The organism is Candidatus Limnocylindrales bacterium (assembly GCA_035571835.1).
GTDB lineage: Bacteria > Desulfobacterota > Binatia > UBA1149 > CAITLU01 > DATNBU01.
The window spans coordinates 105,420-127,307 of sequence record DATNBU010000011.1 but is presented as its reverse complement, the minus strand read 5'-3'; the positions used below and the strand labels follow the sequence as shown (position 1 = coordinate 127,307).

The window sequence follows — 21,888 nt, the reverse complement described above, 5'->3', positions numbered from 1 at the left end:
CGTCAGAGCGCCGCAGCGCGCGTGAAGATCCAGTACGCGGACGCGGTCCCCATCGCGTAGACGGGAATTCGCGCGGTCCACGCCGGCAACGACCGCATCGCCGATGCCAGCGCAGCGAGCACGGCAAGCACAACGGCCACGAACGCGAGCTGCCCGATCTCGATTCCGACGTTGAACGAGACGAGCGCCAGCGGCACGTCGTTCGGCGGCAGGCCCGCTTCGCGCAGCGCACCGGCAAAGCCGAGACCGTGCAGGAGCCCGAACGTGAACGCCATTGCCCACGGACGACGCCGCAGCATCGTGCCTCCGGGCCGCGCAGGGCGCGCGAGCTCGACGGCAAGGATGTAGATCGTCAGCGCGATCAGGACCTCCACCGGCGCCTGCGGCACGGTGACGATCTGCAGGGCCGCAAGCGCAAGCGTGACCGAGTGCCCGAGCGTGAACGCCGTGATCGTCGCGAGCAGCAGCCGCGTGCCGCCGGCCAGCAGCAGCAGGCCGAACACGAACAGCAGGTGATCGATGCCGGTGGCGATATGCTCGATGCCGAGCCGCGCATAGTCGCGGAATACCGCCATGCGCGTCGGCTGCGCCGCGATGACGATGGTCGGATGATCCGCGCCCAGCACGCGGCGGTCGACCGCGCCCGAGCGAAGGCTCACGCGCAGCAGCGCGTCGGTGCTCTCGAGCCCCGCGATCCCGACGGTTCGTCCGACGATGCCGCCTTCGCAGTCGAGCACCCAGTGCGAGATCGTCGCGTCCTCTTCGTTGACGTCGGCGGCGGCGCTTTCCCGTTTGCACTCGGGCGGCAGGATCGGGACCAGGTCGAGGCCCGGAACTTTGGCGTTCGGCGCCTTCCACGTGACGTCGATCTTGCCGTCGGCGCGCTCGTCGAGCTCGAACAGCACCGGATCGAGCGCGTGCGCCGACGCGATGCGCGGACCGGCCGGGAGCGACATCACGGCGACGACGAGTGCCGCAACGACGCATCGCCATCCACGCTCGCCTGCGCGAGTCGGGAGCGCGCCAGTGCGGCGACGAGACGCCAGACGCTCAGCCATTTTTCTCTCCGCGCATCGCTGCCTCGTCGACCTCGATCGTATAAGCCGGCCGCACGCGCGCCAGGTACTCGGCGACGCGATGATCGCGGCGCGATGCCTCGAGGCTTTTCAGGACGCGGGATCGCACTTCGGCAAGCGCCGGAATGCGCGGGTCGAAGCGCTTCTCGATCCACACCAGATGCCAGCCGTATGCCGAGGCCACCGGCCCGCTCCACGTACCCTGGGGCAGCGAGAGCACCTGGTCGGCGAACGCCGCGCCGAAGAGCTTTTCGAGATCCTTGCGAGCCTGCGACGGAAGATCGGTGCCCATCACGAACGGATCGCCATGAAGTGACTTCGCGATCTCGACGCCATGCCCTGCAGCTTCGGCAGCTGCGGCTTGCGCGGCCTGCTCCGCAGCAGCGGCGCCGCGCCTGCCCTTGTCGAAGAACACGTGACGGAACGTCACGCGCGCGGCCTGTCCGTACTCGCTCTGATGCGCGGCGAACCAGTCGGCAATCTCCGCATCGGTGGGCTTCGGACCGGAGTGCCCGATGATCAGCCGCATCTTCTCGACGAGGATGCGGCGGACGACCGGATCCGACTTGTGAAGGCCCATCGCGAGCGCGCGCCGGTAGAGCGTCGTCACGTCCTCGCCGGCGTCTTCGCCGAGGTAGCGCATTTTCTGGACGAGCCGCCAGCCGATCGAGCGGTCGGCTTTGTCGAACCCCATCGCGATCGCCTCGCGAAACAGGATCTCCTCGTCGATGAGGTCCGCGACGAGCGCTCTGGTCTCGGATTCGGTCGGAGACGCGTGGTTGGCGAGGCGGTAGTCGCGCTGCAATCCGCGGATGCGGGTCGCGTCGATGACGAGCCGCCGCGATGCGGGCGATGCGACCGACGCATCGGACGCGACCGTCTCGAACCGGGTCGACGCGAAAAAACACAGCGCTCCGGCCACTGCAAAATGCAGGGCCGGAGCGCGGAGCAATCTTTGGAGGCGGGAGATCAGAATGCGACGGTAAGCTTCGGGGCCTCGTAGGTCCATTCCCTTACGGTCGTCGAGCTGTAATCGCCGCTCGTCAGATCGAGTGTCAGCGTCGTCGGTACGTCGGGGTCACGCTCGATGGCTGCCAGGTCGAGGTCTCCGGTCTTGACCTTGATCTTCGCCAGACCTTTCGAGACCTTGATCGACAGCCCCGTCACGCCGCCGTGCGTTCCTTCCTTGTCCTTGAGCTGGAAGAAGCCGGGCTTCTTGACGGTCATGGCTCCGGCCGGGATCACGGCGGTCCATACCGTCGCGTCGTCGCGCAGCGTCAGCGTGATGCCGTCGGCCGCGGGGTCGAGGCCGCCCGGCGACTCCGGAATGAACGCCTGGATCTGCAGGCGATCGTCGCCGCCGTCCTTGCCGAATTTTACCGCTGCCTTGGTGATGCCCAGCTGGTCCGGGTGGTACCAGATCGGCGATGCCACCGCGCGCTCCTGGATCGTCGTCGGAATGTGCGGATCGCAGCACTCGGCGTACGGATCTTCGGAATCGATCGGGCAAGTGACACCGAGCGTGTTGCACAGCCGCTTGCTCCAACGGCAGACGGGATCCTCGAGGACGCGCACGTAGTAGAACGCGTGAAGCTCCGGATCGAAATCGGGATCCTCCCAGACCGTGCACAGAGTCGGGAATCCGTTCGCGGAATTCGTTTCCTCGCAGGTGGCTTCGTTGACGCCGGCGCCGTTCTCGGGATTGCCGGCAATCTCGTAGACCTTCTCGAACGTCTCACCGTTGTCGATCCAGCCCTTGATCATCTGGATGTGCTGCAGCGGCGTGCCGGGACGCTCGACGGTTCCGTTGTCCATCATCGCCATGACCGCAAAGCGCGGCGACTCCTTGCCGAGGACCGGACCGATGTCGCCGCCCATCGGCTTGCCCTTGTCGTAACCTTCCGCGACGAAATTCTCGCCGTTGGTGCAGAGGTCGAGCGGGTAGCGTCCGGCGAACGAGCGCACGATCGGGCGCGTGCCGCTCGTCGAGTACGTCTCCTTGCGGCGCAGGGCCGCGAAGATCGCATCGCGCGAATTCTCTTCGGCCCACACGACCGAGAGGCCGCCGGGATTCGACTGGATCTTCGAAGGCGGAGTGGCTTCGGCCAGGATGAAGGCCGGCTCCGAGTCGGCGACGCCGCTGAAGCCGATCGAACCGTAGTCGATCTCGCTGACCGCACCCGGAACGCCGTTGTGCGTGTCGGTGCCTCCGACGAATCCGAGCTCGTACGGGTTCACGCCGGTGATGCCCTGGATGATCAGACCCTGCTTGAGGGCGCCGCGCGCATACGCGTACTGCGAGAATTCCTGGTTCCAGTTCGAAGGATCCTGCAGGAGAGTCGTGCGCGACAGTTTCTCGAAGCTGCACAGCTCGTCGCTGGTGCCGTCGACGCCGTCGCGGCACTCGGAGTCGCCCTTGACCTGGGTCAGCTCCATGACCGGCTCGAACGACGCACGCACCGCCGCCTGCGCAGCGGTCAGGCTCACGCCGTCGGATGTCTTTCGCGAGAACATCGCATCCTGCGCGATGTTCGAATTGTGCGGAATCGCCAGCACGTCGCAGTTGCCCGGCTGGTCGAGGCACTGGCTCTGGAGCTGCGCCCACAGGTCTTCCGCCTTCCACTGCTCGTAGTACGTGATCGGCAGCGCCGGAACCTCGGCATTGCGGAAGATGATGTTGCGGTGGAGGTTGTTGCCGTACGTGTTGCCGCTCCATTCGTACGCGACGAAGCTCGTGAACGAGCACGCGTCCGACCGGTCGTAGACCTCCTCGGCTGCATCCTGCGTGGCCTGCCAGATGATTCCGGCTTCGGTGCTGCAATTCGTATAACCGGGCGCGTCGCCGCAGATGTCCTGGAAGCGCCCCGGATTGGGAAGGCTCAGCGCCGTGAAGAACGAGATGAACGCCGCAGGCAGCGCATTGTCGGGATGGTACTCGTTGTCGAACGTGTCGCGCAGTCCGACGCAAAGCGGAGCGTTGTAGCCGGTTCCGTCGCCGTCGTATTCCGGATGCGGATCAAGGCAGATGCTCGACTCGCCGAAACCTTCGGCGTGATCGGTCACTGCAGTGAAATCGAGCGGCCGGTCGATGTGCGCGGTTCGCAGCGGATCGCCATTGGTATCGAACGGCGGGAGCCCTACGGTTCCGTCATCCGGAAATCCCGGATGATCTTTTCCGATCGCGAACCGGTATGCGTCGCGCGGGTCGTTGCGCGTGCGCGCGAGCACCGCATCGGCCGAATACTTGGTGTGCACGTGGGTGTCGCCAAAATATGGGTTGCGTAAAGCGTTGTGCTCGGCACAGTCTGCGCGAGTTTCGGTGCGCGACCAGTCCTGGACGGGCGGAGGCGGATCGGCAAACGACGTGACCGCCGGCGTGGCGGCCGTGGTTGCGATGACGAGCCCCGCGGCCATAAGTCGCCCCCAGCCGCGGCTGGTGTCCGCCGCGGAACGACAGGCCAAACGATGAATCTGCATGAGCATTTCCTCCCCGACTCCCGGTTTGCGAGCGCGCTGGGTTCTAACAGTTGTCAGCCTGCCTGACAATTGATAATCGACGCAACGATGAGTACCGCCGCAACGATCCTCGACCCCGAGAGCCCCGAAAGGAACCCGGTAAAAGAAGACGGCCGCGCCGTCCGTTCGGCGACGACGCGGCGCGCCGTGGCGGACGCGTACCTGAACCTGCTCAATTCCGGGGACATGCGGCCGACTGCCAAGGCCATTGCCGCGCAGGCCGGCGTTTCCGAGCGCGCGGTCTTCCGGCACTTCCAGGACATGGAAACCCTCCACAGCGAAGCAGCCACGCTGCAGATCCAGAGGGTGGGCAGGGACCTTCCGGACCCGGCGCCCGAATCCGGGCCGGTCGCCGACAGGGCTTCCCATCTGGCGCGGCGCTGGTGCACGCTCAACGAACGCGTGACTCCGGTTCGCCGCGTCGCCCTTCTTCACGAACCGTTCTCCGAGGAAGTCGCGCGCCGGCTTTCGTGGGTGCGCGCGCTCGCGCGCACCGAGCTCGAGAAAACGTTTGCCGGCGAAATTGCCGCGGTCAGCGAAGACGCGCGCACGGGCGTCGTCGCCGCTCTGTCGGCGACCGCATCGTGGGAGACGTGGAACGAGCTGCGCATCCGTCATGAGCTCGATTCCGAGCGTGCGACGCAGACCGTGACGTCGATGCTGCTCGCGATTCTGTCGTGCTTTCCCAGCGCGTGAGCGCGACTTCCCCGTCTTCCCGCCACTCGACACACCAGGCGACCTCACGATTCCGCTAAAGCGAGCACTGTTTACTTCATTTCCGGCGCTCGCTACGGTCCCGTCGCCGCGCGCCCGGGTTTGCATGAAATGCGCGCAGAATCTCCGGAGGTAGCCTTCCCATGGACATGTCCTTCACGCCAGAGCAGATCGCGTTTCGCGACGAAGTCCGGCGTTTCATCTCCGAAGCCATGCCGCCCGAGCTGCGGCACAAGGCCGAGAACGGCGGCCACTACGAGCACGAAGACACGCTGCGCTGGCACCGGATTCTTTACGAGAAGGGATGGGCTGCGCCGCACTGGCCGAAGGAAGTCGGTGGCACCGGCTGGGACGTCGGCCAGCGCCACATTTTCAGCGAGGAGCTGACGCGCGCGAACGCGCCGTCGCTCTCGCCGTTCGGCCTGACCATGGTCGGACCGCTGATCATCCAGTTCGGAACCGACGAGCAGAAGAAGCGCTTTCTGCCGAAAATCCTCTCCGGCGAAGAGATCTGGTGCCAGGGGTACAGCGAGCCGAATTCGGGCTCCGACCTGGCAAGCCTCCAGCTTCGTGCCGAAAAGGACGGCGACGACTACGTCCTGAACGGACAGAAGACGTGGACGACCTATGCGCAGTACGCGCACTGGATCTTCGTGCTCGCGCGCACCAACTCGAACGGCAAGCAGCAGGAAGGAATTTCGTTCCTGCTCGCCGACATCAGGAATACGCCCGGCATCGAAGTGAAGCCGTTCCTCACGATCGGCGGCACGCCGGCATTCTCCGAAACGTGGTTCGATAACGCGCGCGTGCCGCAGGCCAACCGCGTCGGTCCGGAAAACCAGGGCTGGACGATGGCGAAGGCCCTGCTCGGCCATGAGCGGACCTCGATCGGCGGCGTTGCCGAATCGGCCAGACTGCTGCGGCTGATCCGTCGCATCGCGCGCGACACTCCGGTCCGCGGAAAGACGCTGATGGACGACGACGCGTTTCGGCGCCGTCTCGCAAAACTCGAGATCCGTCAGCGCACCGTCGGCATGGCGAACCTTCGCACGCTCGCGTCCGCTCAGCTTGGACATGCTCCCGGCCCGGAGAGCTCGATCCTGAAAATCGCCGGCACCGAGCTCCAGCAGGAGCTCTCGGAGCTCGCGATGGATGCGATGGGCCACAACGCGCTCGGCTGGTTCGATTCGCCGACCGAAGCGATGCCCGAATACCAGCTGTGGATGGCTTCGAACTTCAACTACCTGCGCGCCGCGACGATCTACGGCGGCTCCAACGAAATCCAGAAAAACATCATCGCCAAGATGATCCTCGGCCTGCCGCAGAGCTGAAAAACCAAACACGATGAACTTCGAGCTGACTGACGAACAGAAGATGATGGTCGATGCCGTGCGGCGCTTTGTCGACAACGACTCGCCGATTTCGCGGTTTCGCAATCTACGCACTACCGAAGCGGGCTACGAAGCAAAAACCTGGAAGGCGATGGCCGACTACGGATGGCTCGCCGTCGCGTTTCCCGAAGAGCAGGGCGGCTACGGCGGAAACTTCGTCGACGTCGCGCTGATTCTCGAGCAGCTCGGACGCGGCCTCGTGCCGGAACCGTACATTGCCTCGGTCGTGCTGGCCGGCGGCCTCCTGTCGCGGCTCGGAACGCCGCAGCAGATCGAACGGTTTCTCGCTCCGATGCTCGAAGGACGCACCACGCTCGCGTTTGCATACGCCGAGCGGCAGGCGCGCTACGAAGCGGCCGACTGCCAGACCAAAGCCGTGAAATCTGCGTCAGGTTACACGCTGACCGGTGAAAAAGTCTGGGTGCTCAACGGGCACGCAGCCGATGCATTCGTCGTCGTCGCTCGTACGTCCGGTGGTCCGCGCGACGCTGCAGGGCTCTCGCTGTTCCTCGTCGATGGCGACGCGCCCGGTCTCGAGCGCGTGCGCGTCCACGGCATGGACGGTCAGTCGACGGGCCTCGTCCGGCTTTCCAGCGTCGAAGTCGGCGCCGACCGGCTGCTCGGAAGCGAAGGCCACGCGCTCGCGGACATCGAATGGGCGCTCGATCGCGGCGCGGCCGCGGCGTGCGCCGAAGCGCAGGGAGGCCTCGGCGCGCTGCTCGCGATGACCGTCGATTATCTCAAGCAGCGAAAACAGTTCGGCAAGGCGATCGGATCGTTCCAGGCGCTGCAGCATCGGGCAGCCGACATGTTCGCCGAAGTCGAGCTATGCCGCGGCATGATGATCTTTGCCGCCATCCACGCCGACTCGGGCGACGAGGCCGGGCGCAAGGCGGCGATCTCCGCGGCCAAGGTTCAGCTCCAGCAGGGCGGCTGGTTCGTGCAGGAAAACGCCGTGCAGCTTTTCGGCGGCATCGCGATCACCGATGAGCAGGACGTCGGACTCTACTTCAAACGCATCCGCGTGCTGCAGAGCCTGTTCGGCGACGCCGACTGGCACCTCGGCCGGTATGCGTCGCAGCCCGGATTCGACGGCGCGGCCGCCGGCTGATCACGCGACCGGACGCCGCTCCGCGACGATCGCGCACATCGCGTAAGATAGCGCACCCATCGCAAGCGCTGCCGACGAGCCGGCGAACACCATCGCGATCATGATCAGGCACGAGCCGACGACCGATGATGCGCCGTTGGCGCCCCACGCCCATGCAACTGCGGCCGGATTGCGTCGTCCGAGGCGTCGAACGCCGAGTGCGAGCGGCATGCCCATCGGAACACCGCACGCCGCGAGCAGGACCAGTGCGATCGCGAAGCGCGCGGGATCGGACAGGTCGAGCGTCGCGTGCAGAAGCGGAAACGCACCGACGGTGAGCGCAGCGAGCAGCGCCGCGGCGATCGCGCACGGAAGCCACGGCTCCGGATCGAGGCGGTCGGCGACAAGACTGCCCGCGCCGCTCGAAAGCAGCAGCGCCACGAGCGCTACGGCCAGCCCGTATGTCGGGTGACCGAGATACATCGACAACGCCTGGATGATCGGAACTTCGAGCGCCATGAATCCGAGGCCGAGGCCGCAGAAGTACGCGAGCTCGCGCATTCGCAGCGTAGCGATCTCGTTACCTGCATTCGCCGCGCCGCGACTCGCCCATGCGAGCGGCGCCAGGATCACGATGATGCTGCCGGCGATGCAGACGAGCAGCGCCACCAGCAGCATCACCGCCGACGACTGGTAGACGTTGCTCGTCATCCACTCGGTGCTCGATGCGTAGGACGACGCATTCAGTGGATTGAAGAACTGGAACAGGTACGGGCTCGCGTCCGTTACCGGCGTGACCAGATACGGGTACGTACGCTGGAAATCGGAAGGATCCGCCGCCAGCGCGAGCTGCTCGAACGGCGTCCCCGTCTTCAGGCCCGGCCCGTACAAAATGCTCCAGTGCCTCTTGCGCAGCGCCTGGTTCAGGCTCGCGACGTCCGCGTCGGAGAGCTCGCGGCGCGACATCGACAGATAACCCCAGACCCGTTTGTCTCCGAGCTTGGTCGCGTCGCCGAGCGGCGCGACCATGACGAGATGCCGCAGCGGATCGGCGACACCGAGGTCTTCGAGCGCAGCCTTCGCCGTCGCGAACAGGCGGAGATCTTCGCGCGGCGGATAGAACATCCACCTGGAGACGCTGAGGACGCCGTCGTCCGACAACGCGCGCCAGTAATCGGCAAACGCTTCCTTGGTGTAGAGGAAATTCTCCGTCAGCGCGTAGGCGCCGGCCGAGGTTGCGGCATACGTGTCGATCGCATGGATCACGATCATGTCGAAGCGGCGATCGCTCGAGCGCACCACGTGCCGGCCTTCGCCGAGCTGCGTTTCGACGCGCGGGTCGTAATAGAGATCCTTGTTGAGTGCGCGGTCGGCGCCGCGCGCCCACGAAAGAATCGTCGGGTTCAGATCGATAGCCAGCACCGACGATGCACCGGCCTGCAGCGCTTCGACGAGCTCGCGGCCGCCGCCGACACCGATGACCGCAACCGACGGCGATTTCGGAGCCAGCCCATAGGCGGGCGTCCGAGGTGGTGCCGGATTGGGATTCCACTGATTGATGCGCGTGGCCGCTTCGCCGTCGAGCACGTACCATCCGGACATGTGATCGGTGCGGATGATGTGGTTCCACTCGTACTTGATGACGTTGCGAAGCCGTCCGCCCTCGACGCGGAAGTTCTCGAAGTTACGGAGCCAGACCGGTCCGACAAAGATCGCCGCCGACAGTGCGAGCGCGCTCGCGCACACAGCTGCAAGATGTACGCGCCCGCTCGAGCCCGGCCATGAAGCGCGGTACGCCACCAGCGCAACAACGATCGGAACGACTCCGGAGACGAAAGCCGCCGGCGGCGAGAACGAACGCATCAGGGCGACCGACGCGAGCCCGCCCATCGCGGCGCCGCAGAGATCGGCGGCATAGAGCCGTCCCATGCGGCTGCTGAAACGCGAAAAAAGCGTGGTCAGGACGACACCGCCGCAGAAATTGAGCCAGACCAGCAGCGGTGCGCACCACAGAAGATAGGCGATCGCATCCGAGCCGAGCAGCTTGGTTCGCACCGGCGGGTGGTGCGTCACGCCGACCGGATTGGCGATCGCAAGGAACACGATCGGCACCGAAACCGCGAGCATCGCGAGCCAGCGGTGGATTCCTATCGCGGCCCCACGCCGCCTGGTGTGAAGCGCAACATATGTACCCGCCGCACCGAGGCCGAGCATCGACAGCGAGATCGCAAAGAAGACGAAATGGTAGAACAGCTTGTAGCTGATCAGTCGCGTGAACGTGATCTGGAAAAGCAGCAGCGCGCCGGCGACCAGGAAGGCGGTCGCATTCTCGCGCAGGCCGGGGCCGCCGGCGCTCGATTCTTCGGTCGCCATCGGCAGCTGTGAGCTATGCGACCAGCAGCCTCATGGCAAACACGAAGGGCCGATCCCTTTCGGAATCGGCCCTTCGATTTCGCGGCCGCCAGGCGGCCGCATCGTTGCCGGATCAGAATCCGGTAAACGGAACGTGGATGAGGTCGGCCCCGCTGCGGGCCTTGATCTCCTTGGTGCCGCCGAGGAACGTACCGGACCAGTTCACACCGGCGCCGATGATGAACTTGCCGGCAGCCGGGCAGAAGACCGTTCCGAAACCTGTCACGCCCGGCGCAAGACGGCAGACTTTCCACTCGCTGTAGAACAGCACGTTCTCCGGCTTGAGCCCGCCGTTCAGGACGACCTTTGCGCCGTAGCCGAGACTGAACCGTCCGTTGAGGATGCGGAACATCACGACGTCGTTCGGTCCGCCGGTCAGGTTGATCGAGCCGTGGTGCGCCACCTTGATCTGCGGCGTTTCGACCACGACGATGCCGTCACCGGTGACGTCGAGCGAGTACGACTTGCCGACGCCGACCTTGATCGGGGTGTTGGGCGGATTCAGCAGCGGCAGTGTGTTCGGCTTCGCGTTCAGCGTGTCTTCCGCTGCGAGCAGCTCCGCCTGGTCGTTGTTGCAGACATCGACCAGCTGACTCGATCCGTTGGTGCTCACCGTGCCGGTCGGCAGCTTCGCCATCGTGGTCCCGCCCGGCACGCTCTTGACCTGCGTCCCCGGGACCTTTCCGTACAGCGTGCTCATGACGGCCGCGCCGTCGGTGGCGATGTCGCCGTCGACCTCGGCCGTCCTGCCGAAACGGATTCCCGTTCCGCTCGATGCCGTGACGATGTAGCTGCCCGCGGTCATGCCGCCGCCTTTGCCGGTGTCTCCGCAGAAGCTCGCGTCCGCGAGAGAGCCGCGTCCGTTGCGAACCGCGACCGAGGTTTCCCGAACCGGACTATTGGCGACGAGATGCCAGTTACCGGCGACGATGATCCATCGGCACGACGGCGACAGAGTCGATCCCTGACCGACGCACTGGCCGCTCGTGCAGACGCCGCTGCCGGCGAGCGTGCATGCGCTGGCGTCGGTGCACGGAGAGCCTTCGTTCTTGGCGCCCGAAGCCACGCATGCGTTCTGCTGCGGATCGCAGATGCCGTCTGCGCACTGCGTGCTGACGCCGGAGCAGTCCGGCGGCGATTCCTGGTTTACGCAGGCGCCGGCGCCGTTGCATTTCTCGGGACCGTTGCAGAACTGGCCGTCGGTGCACGGCGACTGGTTCGCCTCGAACTGGCAGGTCGAGCTGCAGCAGTCGCCGCTGGCGGTATTGCCGTCGTCGCACTGCTCGCTTGGTCCGACTTCTTCGTCACCGCAGACGTCGCAGTTGCCCGTCAGCCGGCACGTCGACGGCCCGGCGCAACCCACGAAAGCAGTCGGCTGCACGTCGCCAAAGCTCTCGGAGCACGAGTAGCAGGTCTCTTCATGACAGCTCGAGTCGCAGCCGTCCCCGCTGTCGCTGTCGCCGTCGTCGCAGGTTTCGCCGAACTCGACGCAGTTGTTGCCGCAAGTGGCACAGAGCGCCTGGCTGCAGATCTGGTCCTCATGCCACGTGCCGACTTCACAGAACGCCTGCGTGAGCGCGTCGGTACAGAAACCACCCGAGCAGCACGCTCCGGTAGGCTCTCCGCTGGTCGTCGAAGTCGTCGATGTGGTGCTGGTCGTGCTCGTCGAGGTGGTCGTTGAGGTCGTCGAACCGATCATCAAGGTCGTCGACGTTGTGGACGACGTGGTCGACGTCGTCGTGGAGGTCGTCGTTGACGTCGTCGTGGAGCCCTGCGGGACTGTCTCGCACGGCCCGCAGTCCTGAGGACAGGTGATGCAATCCTCGGTTACCCCGCAGACTTCGTCGGGGCAGGCATCGCCGGCCATCGCAACCGATCCGGAACACACAACGGACAATAGCAATGCAGCTGTCGCTGCCGACCTTACGAGCCGTCCAAACATGAGTTGCCTCCCTCCGAACACTTTTGCAGCGACTCGAGTCGCCGATCCCCGTACTCGACAGCGTCCGCCGTCGTCCCGTTCTCGACGGCGTGGCGTCGATTCCCCTTGCTGAGAGACGGGCAGCCCCGCTACCCGCAGGTGTGCGTTCTACGCTCCGAGCGGGGGCCTGTAAAGCATTCGGGGCATCCGCGCCGGGTCATCCGACTATTGAATTACCCGTGCCAGAAGCTCAACGTGCAGGGCTTCTTACCCCCTTGAGTCCCCAGCCTGTTTCCGCGAGGTCCCTATGAGCCTTCTAAGTTCCTGCCTCCGACCGTCGATACGCTTTCTGGCCTCGGTTCTGGCGACGATCCTCGTCACGGCCCCTGCCCATGCCGAATTTCCATACCCGGCCTGCGGCGGCTGTGCGGACCCCAACGACTACAAGGATTACATGCATACGGCGGTCGTCGCGCCGCCCGTGAGACCGAACGAGATCGGCCAGTACGACTTCCGCGCGTCGTCCCTGGTCGATCCTTCGCTGCCGAATACGCCGGAGGAGCTCGGCGGTGTGGCCGGCATGAGCATCGATACCGCGTGGCAACTCACGACGGGGCGTCCCGACGTGACGGTGGCCCACCTCGACTCCGGCATCCGCTACGACCACGACAACGTCCGCAAGGCCGCGCTGAACCAGGCCGAGCTGCCGCTACCCGAAGGCAGCCTCGTCTACGACAAGAACGGCGACGGCGTCTTCAACATCAACGATTATGCGACCGATTCGAGGGTGAGCGACGTCGACGGAAACGGAATCCGCGATCCACGCGACCTGATCCTCGTGTTCAGCGACGGTGTCGACGACGACGCCAACGGCTACGTCGACGACATCTGCGGATGGGACACGCACGAGCACGACAACGATCCGTTCGACGACGCGGACTACGGACACGGAACCGGCGAATCCAAGGACTCGAGCGGAGAAGTGAACGACGGCGGATCGTGGGGTGTCGCGCCGAATGCGATGTTCGTGCCGATCAAGGTGAGCGACAGCTTCGTCGCCGACGGCAACGATTTCGGCGCCGGCGTGGCATACGCGCTCGACCGCGGCGTCAGCGTGATTTCCGAGGCGCTCGGAGCCCTCAACAACACCAAGCTCGCGCAGAATGCGGTCGAGTACGCGTTCGAGCAGGGCGTGCCGATGGTGCTGTCTGCGGCCGACGAGCAGAGCTACCACCACAATTTCCCGGCCGTATACACGCACGGCTTCTGGGCAAACTCGGTGCGCCCGAAAGACGGCACGGCGGTCACCAATCCGACCAACCTGCTGCTCAACGGCTGCACGAACTACAGCGGCCGCGCCGACGCGGCGATCGCATCCAATTCATGCTCGTCGGAAGCCACCGGTCGCGCCGCCGGCATCTTCGCGCTGATGCTCGCGCGCGCAAAAAACCAGATCGAGCTCGGGGCGATCTCTCCGCACCCCAGCGGCAAGCCGCTGTCGCCGACCGAAATCTACCAGCTGATGCGCATGACGGCAGACGATATCGATTTCTCGGCAGTCAGCCCGACGCTGACGCCCGCCGGGACGCTGCTCATCCTGTTTCCCGACCTGATCGACGAGCGCTTCCCGTCGCACGCCGGCTTCGACAAGTATTTCGGCTACGGCAGGGCCAACGTGCGCACGGCAATCGAGGCGATCGACGCGGGCACGATCCCGCCCGAGGCCGACATCCAGTCGCCGGCGTGGTTCGTCAACGTCGATCCCACCGTGACGCCGATCCTGTCGATCACCGGCACGGCGGCTGCGCAGCGCGATGCCAACAACGCGAGCTACGTGGTCGACTGGGCGTGCGGCGTCGATCCGCTCGAATCCGATTTCGCGATGATCGGCCACACGATCGCTTCGGCCGCGCTCGGCGGAACTCCGATCGAGAACAGCCTGCTCGCAACGTTCGACACGGCAGCCGCAGCCGCCGAATGCGGTTTCGCCAGCCTGACGCTGCCGCGTACCAACGAGGATGATTTCGACGAGTCCTACGCCGTCACCATTCGCGTGACCGTCCAGGACAGTCTCGGCAACGTGGGACAGGCGCGGCGCAACGTCACGCTCGAGCACGACTCGTCGCTGATGCCCGGCTTTCCGATCGAGGTCGGCGTATCGGGCGACTCTGCGCCACTGCTGCACGACATGGACGGTGACGGCGCACAGGAGATCATTTTCGGAGCGGCCGACGGCAAGCTGCACATCCTCGACGGCAGCGGCAGCGAGCTTGCCGGCTGGCCGGTCGAGACCAATCCCATGCAGCTCGCGAGCTCGGCATCCTTCGCTCCGCTCGCGCTCGGCAACGACTATCATTCGTCGATTCTCGCCGGCGTCGCGATCGGCGACGTCGACAACGACGGCGACGACGAGGTCGTCGCGGCCGACATGGACGGCTCGGTCTACGTGTTCCGCGACGACGGAACCGCGCTTCCGGGCTTCCCGGTTTCCCTCAATCCCGTCTATTCCGACCCTGCGATCCGCAACGAAGCCAACCGTCTCGACTACGGCGTGCTTGCGGCGCCGACCCTGGCCGATCTCGACGGCGACGGAACGCTCGAGATCCTGGTCGCTGCGATGGACCGGCATCTGTACGTCTGGAACAGCAACGGGACGACGCACGCCGGCTTTCCGGTGCTGATCGTCGACCAGGACCGCATGTCGAGCGTCAATGCGACCAACCACCAGGTGACCTGGAAGCTCGTCAGCGGACAGCCGGTCGGCTCGATCGGCACCAAGCTGCTCAGCTCGCCGTCGGTCGGCGACCTCGACGGCGACGGCCATCTCGAGATCGTGCTCGGATCCAACGAAGAATACGTGCGCGGGGAAACCTCGAACTTCTTCATCAGCAACCCGACGTTCGGGCTGCTTTCGAACTCCCTCGACAACGTGAACGGCCGAATCTATGCGGTGTCGCGTTTCGGCAACGACGATCCCGCGCTCGTCGAGACGCCCAACGCGAGCGGACCGTTCCTCGAAGGCTGGCCGGCCAGACTCGGAATGCTGACGAAAGACCTGCTGCCGACCGTGGGACACGGAGTCACCGCTGCGCCGGCGCTTGCCGACGTCGACGATGACGGCGACGACGAAGTCTTCATCAACGGCAACAACGGACCCGCGTATCTCCTGCAGGGCACGGGCCTGTCGTACTTCGGATCCACGTCCGGAAAGTACAACGTCTTCAACCCGTCGCTGACTCTCGCCAGCAATCCGGACGCATCGAGCGACGACTTTCCGCTCACGTTCGCGCTGCTCAGCAGCGGAGCCGTCGGCGACTTCTTTTCCAACGGCACGCTCGATTTTGCGCTGCCGAGCGTCGGCGCCCATCAGCTCGTCGACAACCAGGGCCCGGCATTCCAGGGTCCCGGTGACCATCAGCTCATGGCGTGGTCGGCATCCGACGGGCACGGACTGCCTGCGTTTCCGCAACGCGAGGAGGACCTCCAGTTCCTCTCCTCTCCCGCGGTTGCCGACATCGACGGCGACTCGATCGCCGAGCTCCTGCAGGGCAGCGGCGGTTACTACCTGCACGCATTCCGGGCCGGCGGCGGCGAGCCGGCGGGCTGGCCGAAGTTCACCGGCGGCTGGATGGTCGGCGCCGCGACCGCCGGCGATATCGACAACAACGGCACGCTCGATGTCGTCGCGATCACCCGGGAAGGAAATCTGTACGCGTGGGGAACAGGCGCGTCGTACGAGCGTTCCGGCACCAAGAGCGTGCAGTGGGCAACGGTGTCGCGCGACATCCATCGAAGCGGCAACCTCAATTCCGGCGTTGCGACATCGTCCGGCGAGTGCACGTCCGAATACCGTTCGATGCTCGAGAAGGTCTCGATGAAGTACCCGACAGGCGCCGGCAACGACAAGCTGCAGATCAAGGGCTTCGTCAATACCGCCGGACGCGGGTTCGACCCGGTCGCGAACAGCGTCGAAATCACGATCGGCTCGCCGGACACGCCCGAGTTCAATCAGTTGATTCCGGCGGCGAGCTTTACGGGCAACACCTCGAACACGTCGTACAAGTTCTCGGCCGACGCGCCGGGCGTGACCAAGGTCAGTTTCAAGCTCAAGAAAGGAATCTGGAAGTTCCAGGTCAAGGCGAGCGAGGTCGATGCGTCACCGGCGGACGAGCGCGTGTTCCTCAAGCTGCGCATCGGTGACGTGTGCATCGAGCGCACGCGCATCTGCGAGCCGAACGACGATCACGATCAGCTGAAGTGCAAGAAGCCCAAGCTGTAACGGAATGACTCGCCGCCGTTTCGCCCGGGTACGGGCAACGGCAAGGCAGTGATGGCTTCGGATCGTCATCCACTCGATCGCCTCGAGCCGGCCCTGTCGCTGGCCGACGCGACGCTGCTCGTCGTCTCGTCGGTGATCGGCGTCGGGATCTTCCTGACGCCGGGCCAGGTAGCAGCCGCGCTGCCGAGCGCGGGCGCGTTCCTTGCGGCCTGGGTGCTCGGAGGCGTGCTGTCGCTGGCCGGCGCGCTCGCCAACGCCGAGCTCGGCGCCATGTACCCGCACGCCGGCGGCGACTACGTCTACCTTCGCGAGGCGTGGCATCCGCTCGCCGGCTTCGTGATCGGCTGGCTGTCGTTCTTCGTGATCTATGCCGGAACCGTCGCGACGCTTGCCGTCGGCTTCGTCGACGGACTGGCGCATTTCGTCCCGATGAGCGCAGGAGTGCGCACCGCATTCGCGGTCGCGATCACGCTCGCCACGTCGGCCATTCATTTTCGCGGCGTGCGGCTCGCGGCGTGGCTCAACAACGTAACCGCCGGCCTTAAGATCGCTGCGCTGGCCGCGCTCGCGGTGATCGGACCGATGTTCCTGCACCTTGCAGGGACGGCCACGCCCGCTCCGGCGCCATCTGCTGTTGCCCCCGGCGGCGGGATTACCGCGATGGGCTTCGGGCTGGCGCTCTCGCCGGTGCTGTTCAGCTATCTCGGCTGGAACGCGTCGGTGTACGTCGCGAGTGAGATCCGCCGCCCCGAGCGCAATCTTCCGCTCTCGCTGTTCGCCGGCCTCGCCATCTCGACGGCGATCTACCTGGCCGTCAACCTCGCGTATCTCGATGCGCTGTCGATCGATGCGATGCGCGCAAACGCCAACGTCGGCGAAGCCGCTGCGCGCGTATTCTTCGGCGAGCACGGCGCGACCATCGCGTCGGTTCTGATCCTCGGCTCGATCCTGAGCTGTCTGAACGCGACGATCCTCGTCGGACCTCGCATCGCCTACGCCATGGCGATCGACGGGCTGTTCTTCCGTTCGGTCCAGGGAGTGCATGAGCGCTACCGTACCCCGCACATCGCGATCGCGGTTCAGGCCATGACCGCGATCGCGCTGATCGTGCTGCTGCGGCGTTTCCCGAGCGTCCTCGACTACACGACGTTCGCGATCGTGCTCGCAACGATCGCCGACACCGCCGCGCTCTACCAGCTCCGCCGCCGCCATCCCCACCGCCCGCGCCCGTATCGCGCATGGGGCTACCCGCTCGTCCCTGCGCTCTACCTGGTAGCCAACGCCGCCATCGCCATCGCAATGCTCATCGGCCGCCCGATCGAATGCGCCGCCGCCCTGGCCGTAACCGCCACAGCCCTCCCCGCCTACGCCTTCTTCGTCAGACAAAAATAAAGAGGTCGCGGGCTCAAGCCCGCCCACCACAAAACCGCGGGCGTCGAGAAGGGTCCAGATCCGAGGCAGACGTCGGGTAAAGGGAGCTGAGGCGTGGCGGAGCCACGTTGAAGCGACCGGCCCGATGTCGAACGAAGGAGATGGGCCCTTATCGACGTCCGCGCGGACAGCGGTCGCGGAGAAGGGTCCAGATGCGAGGCGGATTTCGCTTCGCGAGCGGAGGCGTACTTCCCGTACGTTGTAGCGAGCGAAGCGAAATCCAACGAAGCAGATGGGCCCTTATCCGCGGCCGTCCCCGCTCTTGAATCTCAACAGCCCCTATCTCTTGAACCGCAACAGCATGTTGAAGAGCAGGGAGTGCTTCCTGCCGTACGGCGGATAAAACTGCTCAACACCAGGCAGCTTCGGATTGGTGTGCACCGGCCGCAGCTTGCTCATTTCGACGAAGCCTTCGCGTGCATGATAGTGCCCCATGCCGCTCGAACCCACGCCGCCGAACGGCATGTCGTGCTGCGCCACGTGCATGACGCAGTTGTTGACGGTGACGCCTCCGGAAATGGTGCCGTAGATCAGCTTCTCCTCGCGCTCCTTGTCGTTCGTGAACAGGTAGAAGCCGAGCGGGCGGTCCTTCGAGTTCACGTAGCGGAGCACGTCGTCGAGATGGTCGTAGGTCTTGACCGGCAGCAGTGGCCCGAAGATTTCCTCGCGCATGACCATCATGTCTTCGGTCGGATTGAGCACGAGATGCGGGGGAAATTTGCGAAGCTTGTCGTCGAACTGCGCGCCGGGAACGAGCGGCACCACTTCGGCGCCCTTGGCGACCGCATCATCGAGGGTCGCACGCAGCCGCTTGTAGGCCTTGTCGTCGATCAGCGACGTGTAGCTCGGGTCGGACGTATCCGGATACCGCTGCGGGAGAATGCGCTTGCAGGCCTCGACGAACTTGTCGCGCTTGTCCTTCGGAACCATCACGTAGTCCGGCGCGAGGCAGGTCTGGCCGGCGTTGACGTATTTCGCGTACAGGATGCGCGAGGCCGCGGTTTCGACGTCGAAGTCCTCGCAGACGACCGTCGGCGACTTCCCGCCAAGCTCGAGCGTGACCGGAGTCAGGTTCTCTGCCGCCGCGCGCATCACGTTGCGCCCGGCATCGGCCGAGCCCGTGAACAGCAGGTGATCGAACGGCAGGCTCGAAAAATCCGAACCCTTGACTCCCGGCAGGATCGCCACCGTGTCTTCCGGAAAGACTTCGGCGAACTTGCCCGCGAGGAACTTGCAGAGATTGGTCGAATTGGCCGCCATCTTGACCATGCAGCGATTGCCGGCCGCGAGCGCGCTCGTCAGCGGCCCCATCAGCAGAAACAGCGGGTAATTCCACGGAACGACGATTCCGACCACGCCCTTCGGCTGAGGGATCACGCGGTTCTTTCCGGTCGCAAACAGGATGGAGACGTGGCGCCGCTCAGGGGCCATCCATTTGCCGACCTTCTTTCGTGCGTCACGGATGCCGTCGATGCTCGTGAAGATTTCCAGAAGCTTGGTCTCTTCGGCGCAGCGATGTCCGAAGTCCTTTCCGATCATCGCTGCGATCTGGTCCACGTTGGCCGCGAGAATCTGTTCGAGCTTCGAAAGGTTCGCGCGCCGCTCCTCGGCCGTCGGATAAGGATGACGAAGGTAGGCTTCGCGTTGAATCTTGTAGATCCGCTCGCACTCGTTTTCGGCGGAGTGAATGACACGAAGCTGCGCAGTCTGGGCCATGGTGAGCCTCCCGGTCTGTCCGGCATGCGGATAGACGCAATTTCTGGATGTGAGGCGGCATTCGCGCGCCGCCTCGAGCGATGGTGTCTTCTCCGCTTCGCGGAGACAACAGGTTCGGGCCGGCCGCTCCGGTGGGGTCCACGGCTTCGCGCGGTGCGACCGCCCCGATGTCCTCGCCGCGCGAAGCTCCGCAATCGCAGAAGATACGCACGGCGCCGGCTTCGCTCAGCATGGTGACGATGGTGCTATGCGGAGGCCGGTCGCCACGTCGCGAGTGGACGAGGATGAGGTTCGCTGAGGAGACGCGGCGACCGGTTCGTAACCCGCCTGACCATCTCGGATTCGGACTGGTCCCTTGAACGCTGGAGTCAGCGGTCCGAAGCCCGCGCCGCACGCGTCAGCAGCTCACTGGCCGCAACCAGCGGGGCCGTAGTGGTCGATGCCACCGCGATCCAGCACGCCGCCATGGACGCCACGAAGACCGCCCCGGCCAGGGCCTCGAACGAGTGGAGCGGAGACGGTTCCCTTGCGGCAGGAACACCCGGATCGGCGAGTGGGCGGGTTCGACGTGCGGCTTGAAGCTTGCGGCTCCGGCTCAGCGCGATGGGAACGGGCATCGGCGAAAAATCTGCGGCTCGCATGTTGGACTTGACCTCTCCCATCCTGCTCGCGAACCTGCGATCTCGCTTTTGCAGCCACGGACGCAATGCGCAGATCTCGCTCGTCTGTACTGTTGGTTAGCCTGCTCGGACGAAAGCCAGCAAGAGGTATTCGAGAAGGACCACGCGATTGACCGAATGCTCGCGAACATTCCGTTTGTTGCGAAGCAGTCACTACCGGGAACCGCCCGGCCGGCAAGGCTTCACGCTGGGGCGTCGCACGTATATGGTTGCCGGCCATGCTTCATTCTTTGTTCGTCACGTGGTTCCAGCTGTCGAGACGCTGGGGGTATCTCGGCGTTTTTCTGCTGATGGCGGTGGAATCGACCGTCTTTCCGATCCCGAGCGAAGTCGTGGTCCCGCCGGCCGCATACTGGGCTGCGCAGGGCGAGATGAGTTTCTGGGGGATCGTCCTCGCGTCGACGCTCGGCTCGTATTTCGGCTCGAGCGTTTCGTATTTCGCTGCGAACTGGATCGGCCGCCCGCTGATCCTGCGCTACGGCAAGTACGTACTGGTACCGGAGAAGAAGTGGCTACTGGCCGAACGATGGATCCAGCACTACTCCGCGGGAGGTATCTTCTACGCCCGTCTTCTCCCCGTCGTGCGTCACCTCGTCTCGTTGCCGGCCGGGGCGGCTCGCGTTCCGTTCGGCATGTTCTCGGCGATGACGCTCGGCGGCTCGTTTCTCTGGAGTGTCGTGCTCGCGTGGTTTGGCGGACAGGTACTATCGGATCAGCCTGATCTCCTGACCGATCCCGACGCACTGCTCCGCGTGCTCAAGGCCAAGCTGCTGTGGTTCGTCGGTGCAGCCGTGGTTCTGTTCACAGCGTACATCGTCGTCGACGTGATCGCGCGCAGGCTGCGAAGGGAGGCGACCCCGGGCTGAGTCAAGAATCGAGCCGATATTCGCAGAGCTCGGCTGTCCGGACGACGCCCATTCGGCCGGAAGATGCAAATTCAGCGGTCCCGCCGGCAGGCGGATGCGAATGGGAACTGCACGCAACGTCGTGCTAGCTTCCGCGCCCATGTCACTCCAGAACTCCGAGCTTCCCCAGCGGCTGCAAAAGCGCGTGGCTCACTGGCTTTCGCGTTGGGATACCCCGTCTCTCGCCGACACGCTGCGGATCGAATTTTCGCCGCGCCTTCGCCGCGCGTTCGGCCGCTGTTACCAGGAAGAACAGCTCATCCGGCTGACACCGTCGCTGCGCGACTCGCAGTCGCACCTGCTCGCCGAAATTCTCTGCCACGAAGCCGCGCATGCCGCCGTCTTCGAGCTCTACGGGAACGCGGCCAGGCCGCATGGCTCGGAATGGGAAGAGTTGATGCGTATGGCCGGTTTCGAGCCGCGCGTCCGCATCCCTGTCGTCGTCCGCAGCAAGGACGCCGAGAGCCGCATCGTCTACCTGCACCATTGCCCCAACTGCGAGAGGTCGCGCCACGCCGCGCGCCCGATGCACCGGTGGCGTTGCCGGACGTGCCTGACCGAGGGCAGCGACGGTCGCCTCGTGATCCGGCGCGAGGAGGCAGCAAGAAAGAAGCGGCCGGTGGCTCCCGAGCGACGGGATCGCAAGCGCGCGGCGGCGAGCAAGAGCAGCCTGGCAGGATCAAAGCATCCGCGGCCGCGCTGACGTCGCGCCTTAGTCGCAGCGCACTGTGATCCAAGCGTCATCACGCCCGCGTCA

14 protein-coding genes are annotated in these 21,888 nt (G+C 65.2%); 7 read left to right on the top strand and 7 right to left on the bottom strand.

The features are described from left to right. Positions 1-2: 2 nt before the first annotated feature. The 3 genes from VN634_04490 to VN634_04480 are packed head-to-tail and all read right to left on the bottom strand — an operon-like array spanning position 3 to position 4,490. On the bottom strand, positions 3-1,058 hold the full coding sequence (locus tag VN634_04490) for a HupE/UreJ family protein (protein ID HXC50119.1): 1,056 nt from the start codon (positions 1,056-1,058) through the stop codon (positions 3-5). After that, on the bottom strand, positions 1,051-1,998 hold the full coding sequence (locus VN634_04485) for a peptidylprolyl isomerase (protein ID HXC50118.1): 948 nt from the start codon (positions 1,996-1,998) through the stop codon (positions 1,051-1,053). Before VN634_04485 ends, VN634_04490 begins: the two co-directional genes overlap by 8 nt. Positions 1,999-2,045: 47 nt before the next feature. Then, on the bottom strand, positions 2,046-4,490 hold the full coding sequence (locus VN634_04480) for a DUF3604 domain-containing protein (protein ID HXC50117.1): 2,445 nt from the start codon (positions 4,488-4,490) through the stop codon (positions 2,046-2,048). Between the two features lie 150 nt (positions 4,491-4,640). Between VN634_04480 and VN634_04475 the strand changes: the two genes are divergently transcribed. From VN634_04475 to VN634_04465, 3 genes are all read left to right on the top strand, one after another. Next, positions 4,641-5,288, top strand: coding sequence for a TetR/AcrR family transcriptional regulator (locus tag VN634_04475; protein HXC50116.1), 648 nt, complete (start codon positions 4,641-4,643; stop codon positions 5,286-5,288). A 161-nt stretch (positions 5,289-5,449) separates the two neighbouring features. Next, positions 5,450-6,637: an acyl-CoA dehydrogenase family protein gene (locus VN634_04470; GenBank protein HXC50115.1), complete on the top strand. Its 1,188-nt coding sequence runs from the start codon at positions 5,450-5,452 to the stop codon at positions 6,635-6,637. Between the two features lie 13 nt (positions 6,638-6,650). Beyond that, positions 6,651-7,808, top strand: coding sequence for an acyl-CoA dehydrogenase family protein (locus VN634_04465; GenBank protein HXC50114.1), 1,158 nt, complete (start codon positions 6,651-6,653; stop codon positions 7,806-7,808). On the opposite strand, the gene VN634_04460 is transcribed toward VN634_04465, so the two are convergent. Both VN634_04460 and VN634_04455 read right to left on the bottom strand, forming a co-directional pair. After that, positions 7,809-10,160: a hypothetical protein gene (locus tag VN634_04460; GenBank protein HXC50113.1), complete on the bottom strand. Its 2,352-nt coding sequence runs from the start codon at positions 10,158-10,160 to the stop codon at positions 7,809-7,811. Between the two features lie 112 nt (positions 10,161-10,272). Next, complete coding sequence (locus tag VN634_04455) at positions 10,273-12,066, bottom strand: hypothetical protein (GenBank protein HXC50112.1); 1,794 nt, start codon at positions 12,064-12,066, stop codon at positions 10,273-10,275. A 361-nt stretch (positions 12,067-12,427) separates the two neighbouring features. Here VN634_04455 and VN634_04450 point away from each other — a divergent pair, with 361 nt between their 5' ends. Both VN634_04450 and VN634_04445 read left to right on the top strand, forming a co-directional pair. Continuing rightward, positions 12,428-16,399 (top strand): FG-GAP-like repeat-containing protein, encoded by a 3,972-nt coding sequence (locus VN634_04450; GenBank protein ID HXC50111.1) that lies wholly within the window; start codon positions 12,428-12,430, stop codon positions 16,397-16,399. A 51-nt stretch (positions 16,400-16,450) separates the two neighbouring features. Then, complete coding sequence (locus VN634_04445; GenBank protein ID HXC50110.1) at positions 16,451-17,791, top strand: amino acid permease; 1,341 nt, start codon at positions 16,451-16,453, stop codon at positions 17,789-17,791. Positions 17,792-18,109: 318 nt separating this feature from the next. Here VN634_04445 and VN634_04440 read toward each other — a convergent pair whose 3' ends face one another. After that, complete coding sequence (locus VN634_04440) at positions 18,110-19,546, bottom strand: coniferyl aldehyde dehydrogenase (GenBank protein ID HXC50109.1); 1,437 nt, start codon at positions 19,544-19,546, stop codon at positions 18,110-18,112. Positions 19,547-19,914: 368 nt separating this feature from the next. Beyond that, positions 19,915-20,163, bottom strand: a complete 249-nt coding sequence (locus VN634_04435; GenBank protein ID HXC50108.1) for a hypothetical protein — start codon at positions 20,161-20,163, stop codon at positions 19,915-19,917. Positions 20,164-20,444: 281 nt separating this feature from the next. On the opposite strand from VN634_04435, the gene VN634_04430 reads away from it, so the two are divergent. After that, entirely contained in the window at positions 20,445-21,092 is a 648-nt protein-coding gene (locus VN634_04430; protein ID HXC50107.1) for a DedA family protein, read from the top strand. Between the two features lie 139 nt (positions 21,093-21,231). Next, positions 21,232-21,834 (top strand): SprT-like domain-containing protein, encoded by a 603-nt coding sequence (locus tag VN634_04425; GenBank protein HXC50106.1) that lies wholly within the window; start codon positions 21,232-21,234, stop codon positions 21,832-21,834. The last annotated feature ends 54 nt before the right edge of the window (positions 21,835-21,888 follow it).

Coding starts and splice junctions, on each gene's coding strand:
- VN634_04490 (HXC50119.1), bottom strand. CDS start 1,058: ATGGCTGAGCGTCTGGCGTCTCGTCGCCGCACTGGCGCGCTCCCGACT.
- VN634_04480 (HXC50117.1), bottom strand. CDS start 4,490: ATGGCCGCGGGGCTCGTCATCGCAACCACGGCCGCCACGCCGGCGGTC.
- VN634_04475 (HXC50116.1), top strand. CDS start 4,641: ATGAGTACCGCCGCAACGATCCTCGACCCCGAGAGCCCCGAAAGGAAC.
- VN634_04470 (HXC50115.1), top strand. CDS start 5,450: ATGGACATGTCCTTCACGCCAGAGCAGATCGCGTTTCGCGACGAAGTC.
- VN634_04465 (HXC50114.1), top strand. CDS start 6,651: ATGAACTTCGAGCTGACTGACGAACAGAAGATGATGGTCGATGCCGTG.
- VN634_04460 (HXC50113.1), bottom strand. CDS start 10,160: ATGGCGACCGAAGAATCGAGCGCCGGCGGCCCCGGCCTGCGCGAGAAT.
- VN634_04455 (HXC50112.1), bottom strand. CDS start 12,066: ATGGCCGGCGATGCCTGCCCCGACGAAGTCTGCGGGGTAACCGAGGAT.
- VN634_04450 (HXC50111.1), top strand. CDS start 12,428: ATGAGCCTTCTAAGTTCCTGCCTCCGACCGTCGATACGCTTTCTGGCC.
- VN634_04445 (HXC50110.1), top strand. CDS start 16,451: ATGGCTTCGGATCGTCATCCACTCGATCGCCTCGAGCCGGCCCTGTCG.
- VN634_04440 (HXC50109.1), bottom strand. CDS start 19,546: ATGGCCCAGACTGCGCAGCTTCGTGTCATTCACTCCGCCGAAAACGAG.
- VN634_04435 (HXC50108.1), bottom strand. CDS start 20,163: ATGCCCGTTCCCATCGCGCTGAGCCGGAGCCGCAAGCTTCAAGCCGCA.
- VN634_04430 (HXC50107.1), top strand. CDS start 20,445: ATGCTTCATTCTTTGTTCGTCACGTGGTTCCAGCTGTCGAGACGCTGG.
- VN634_04425 (HXC50106.1), top strand. CDS start 21,232: ATGTCACTCCAGAACTCCGAGCTTCCCCAGCGGCTGCAAAAGCGCGTG.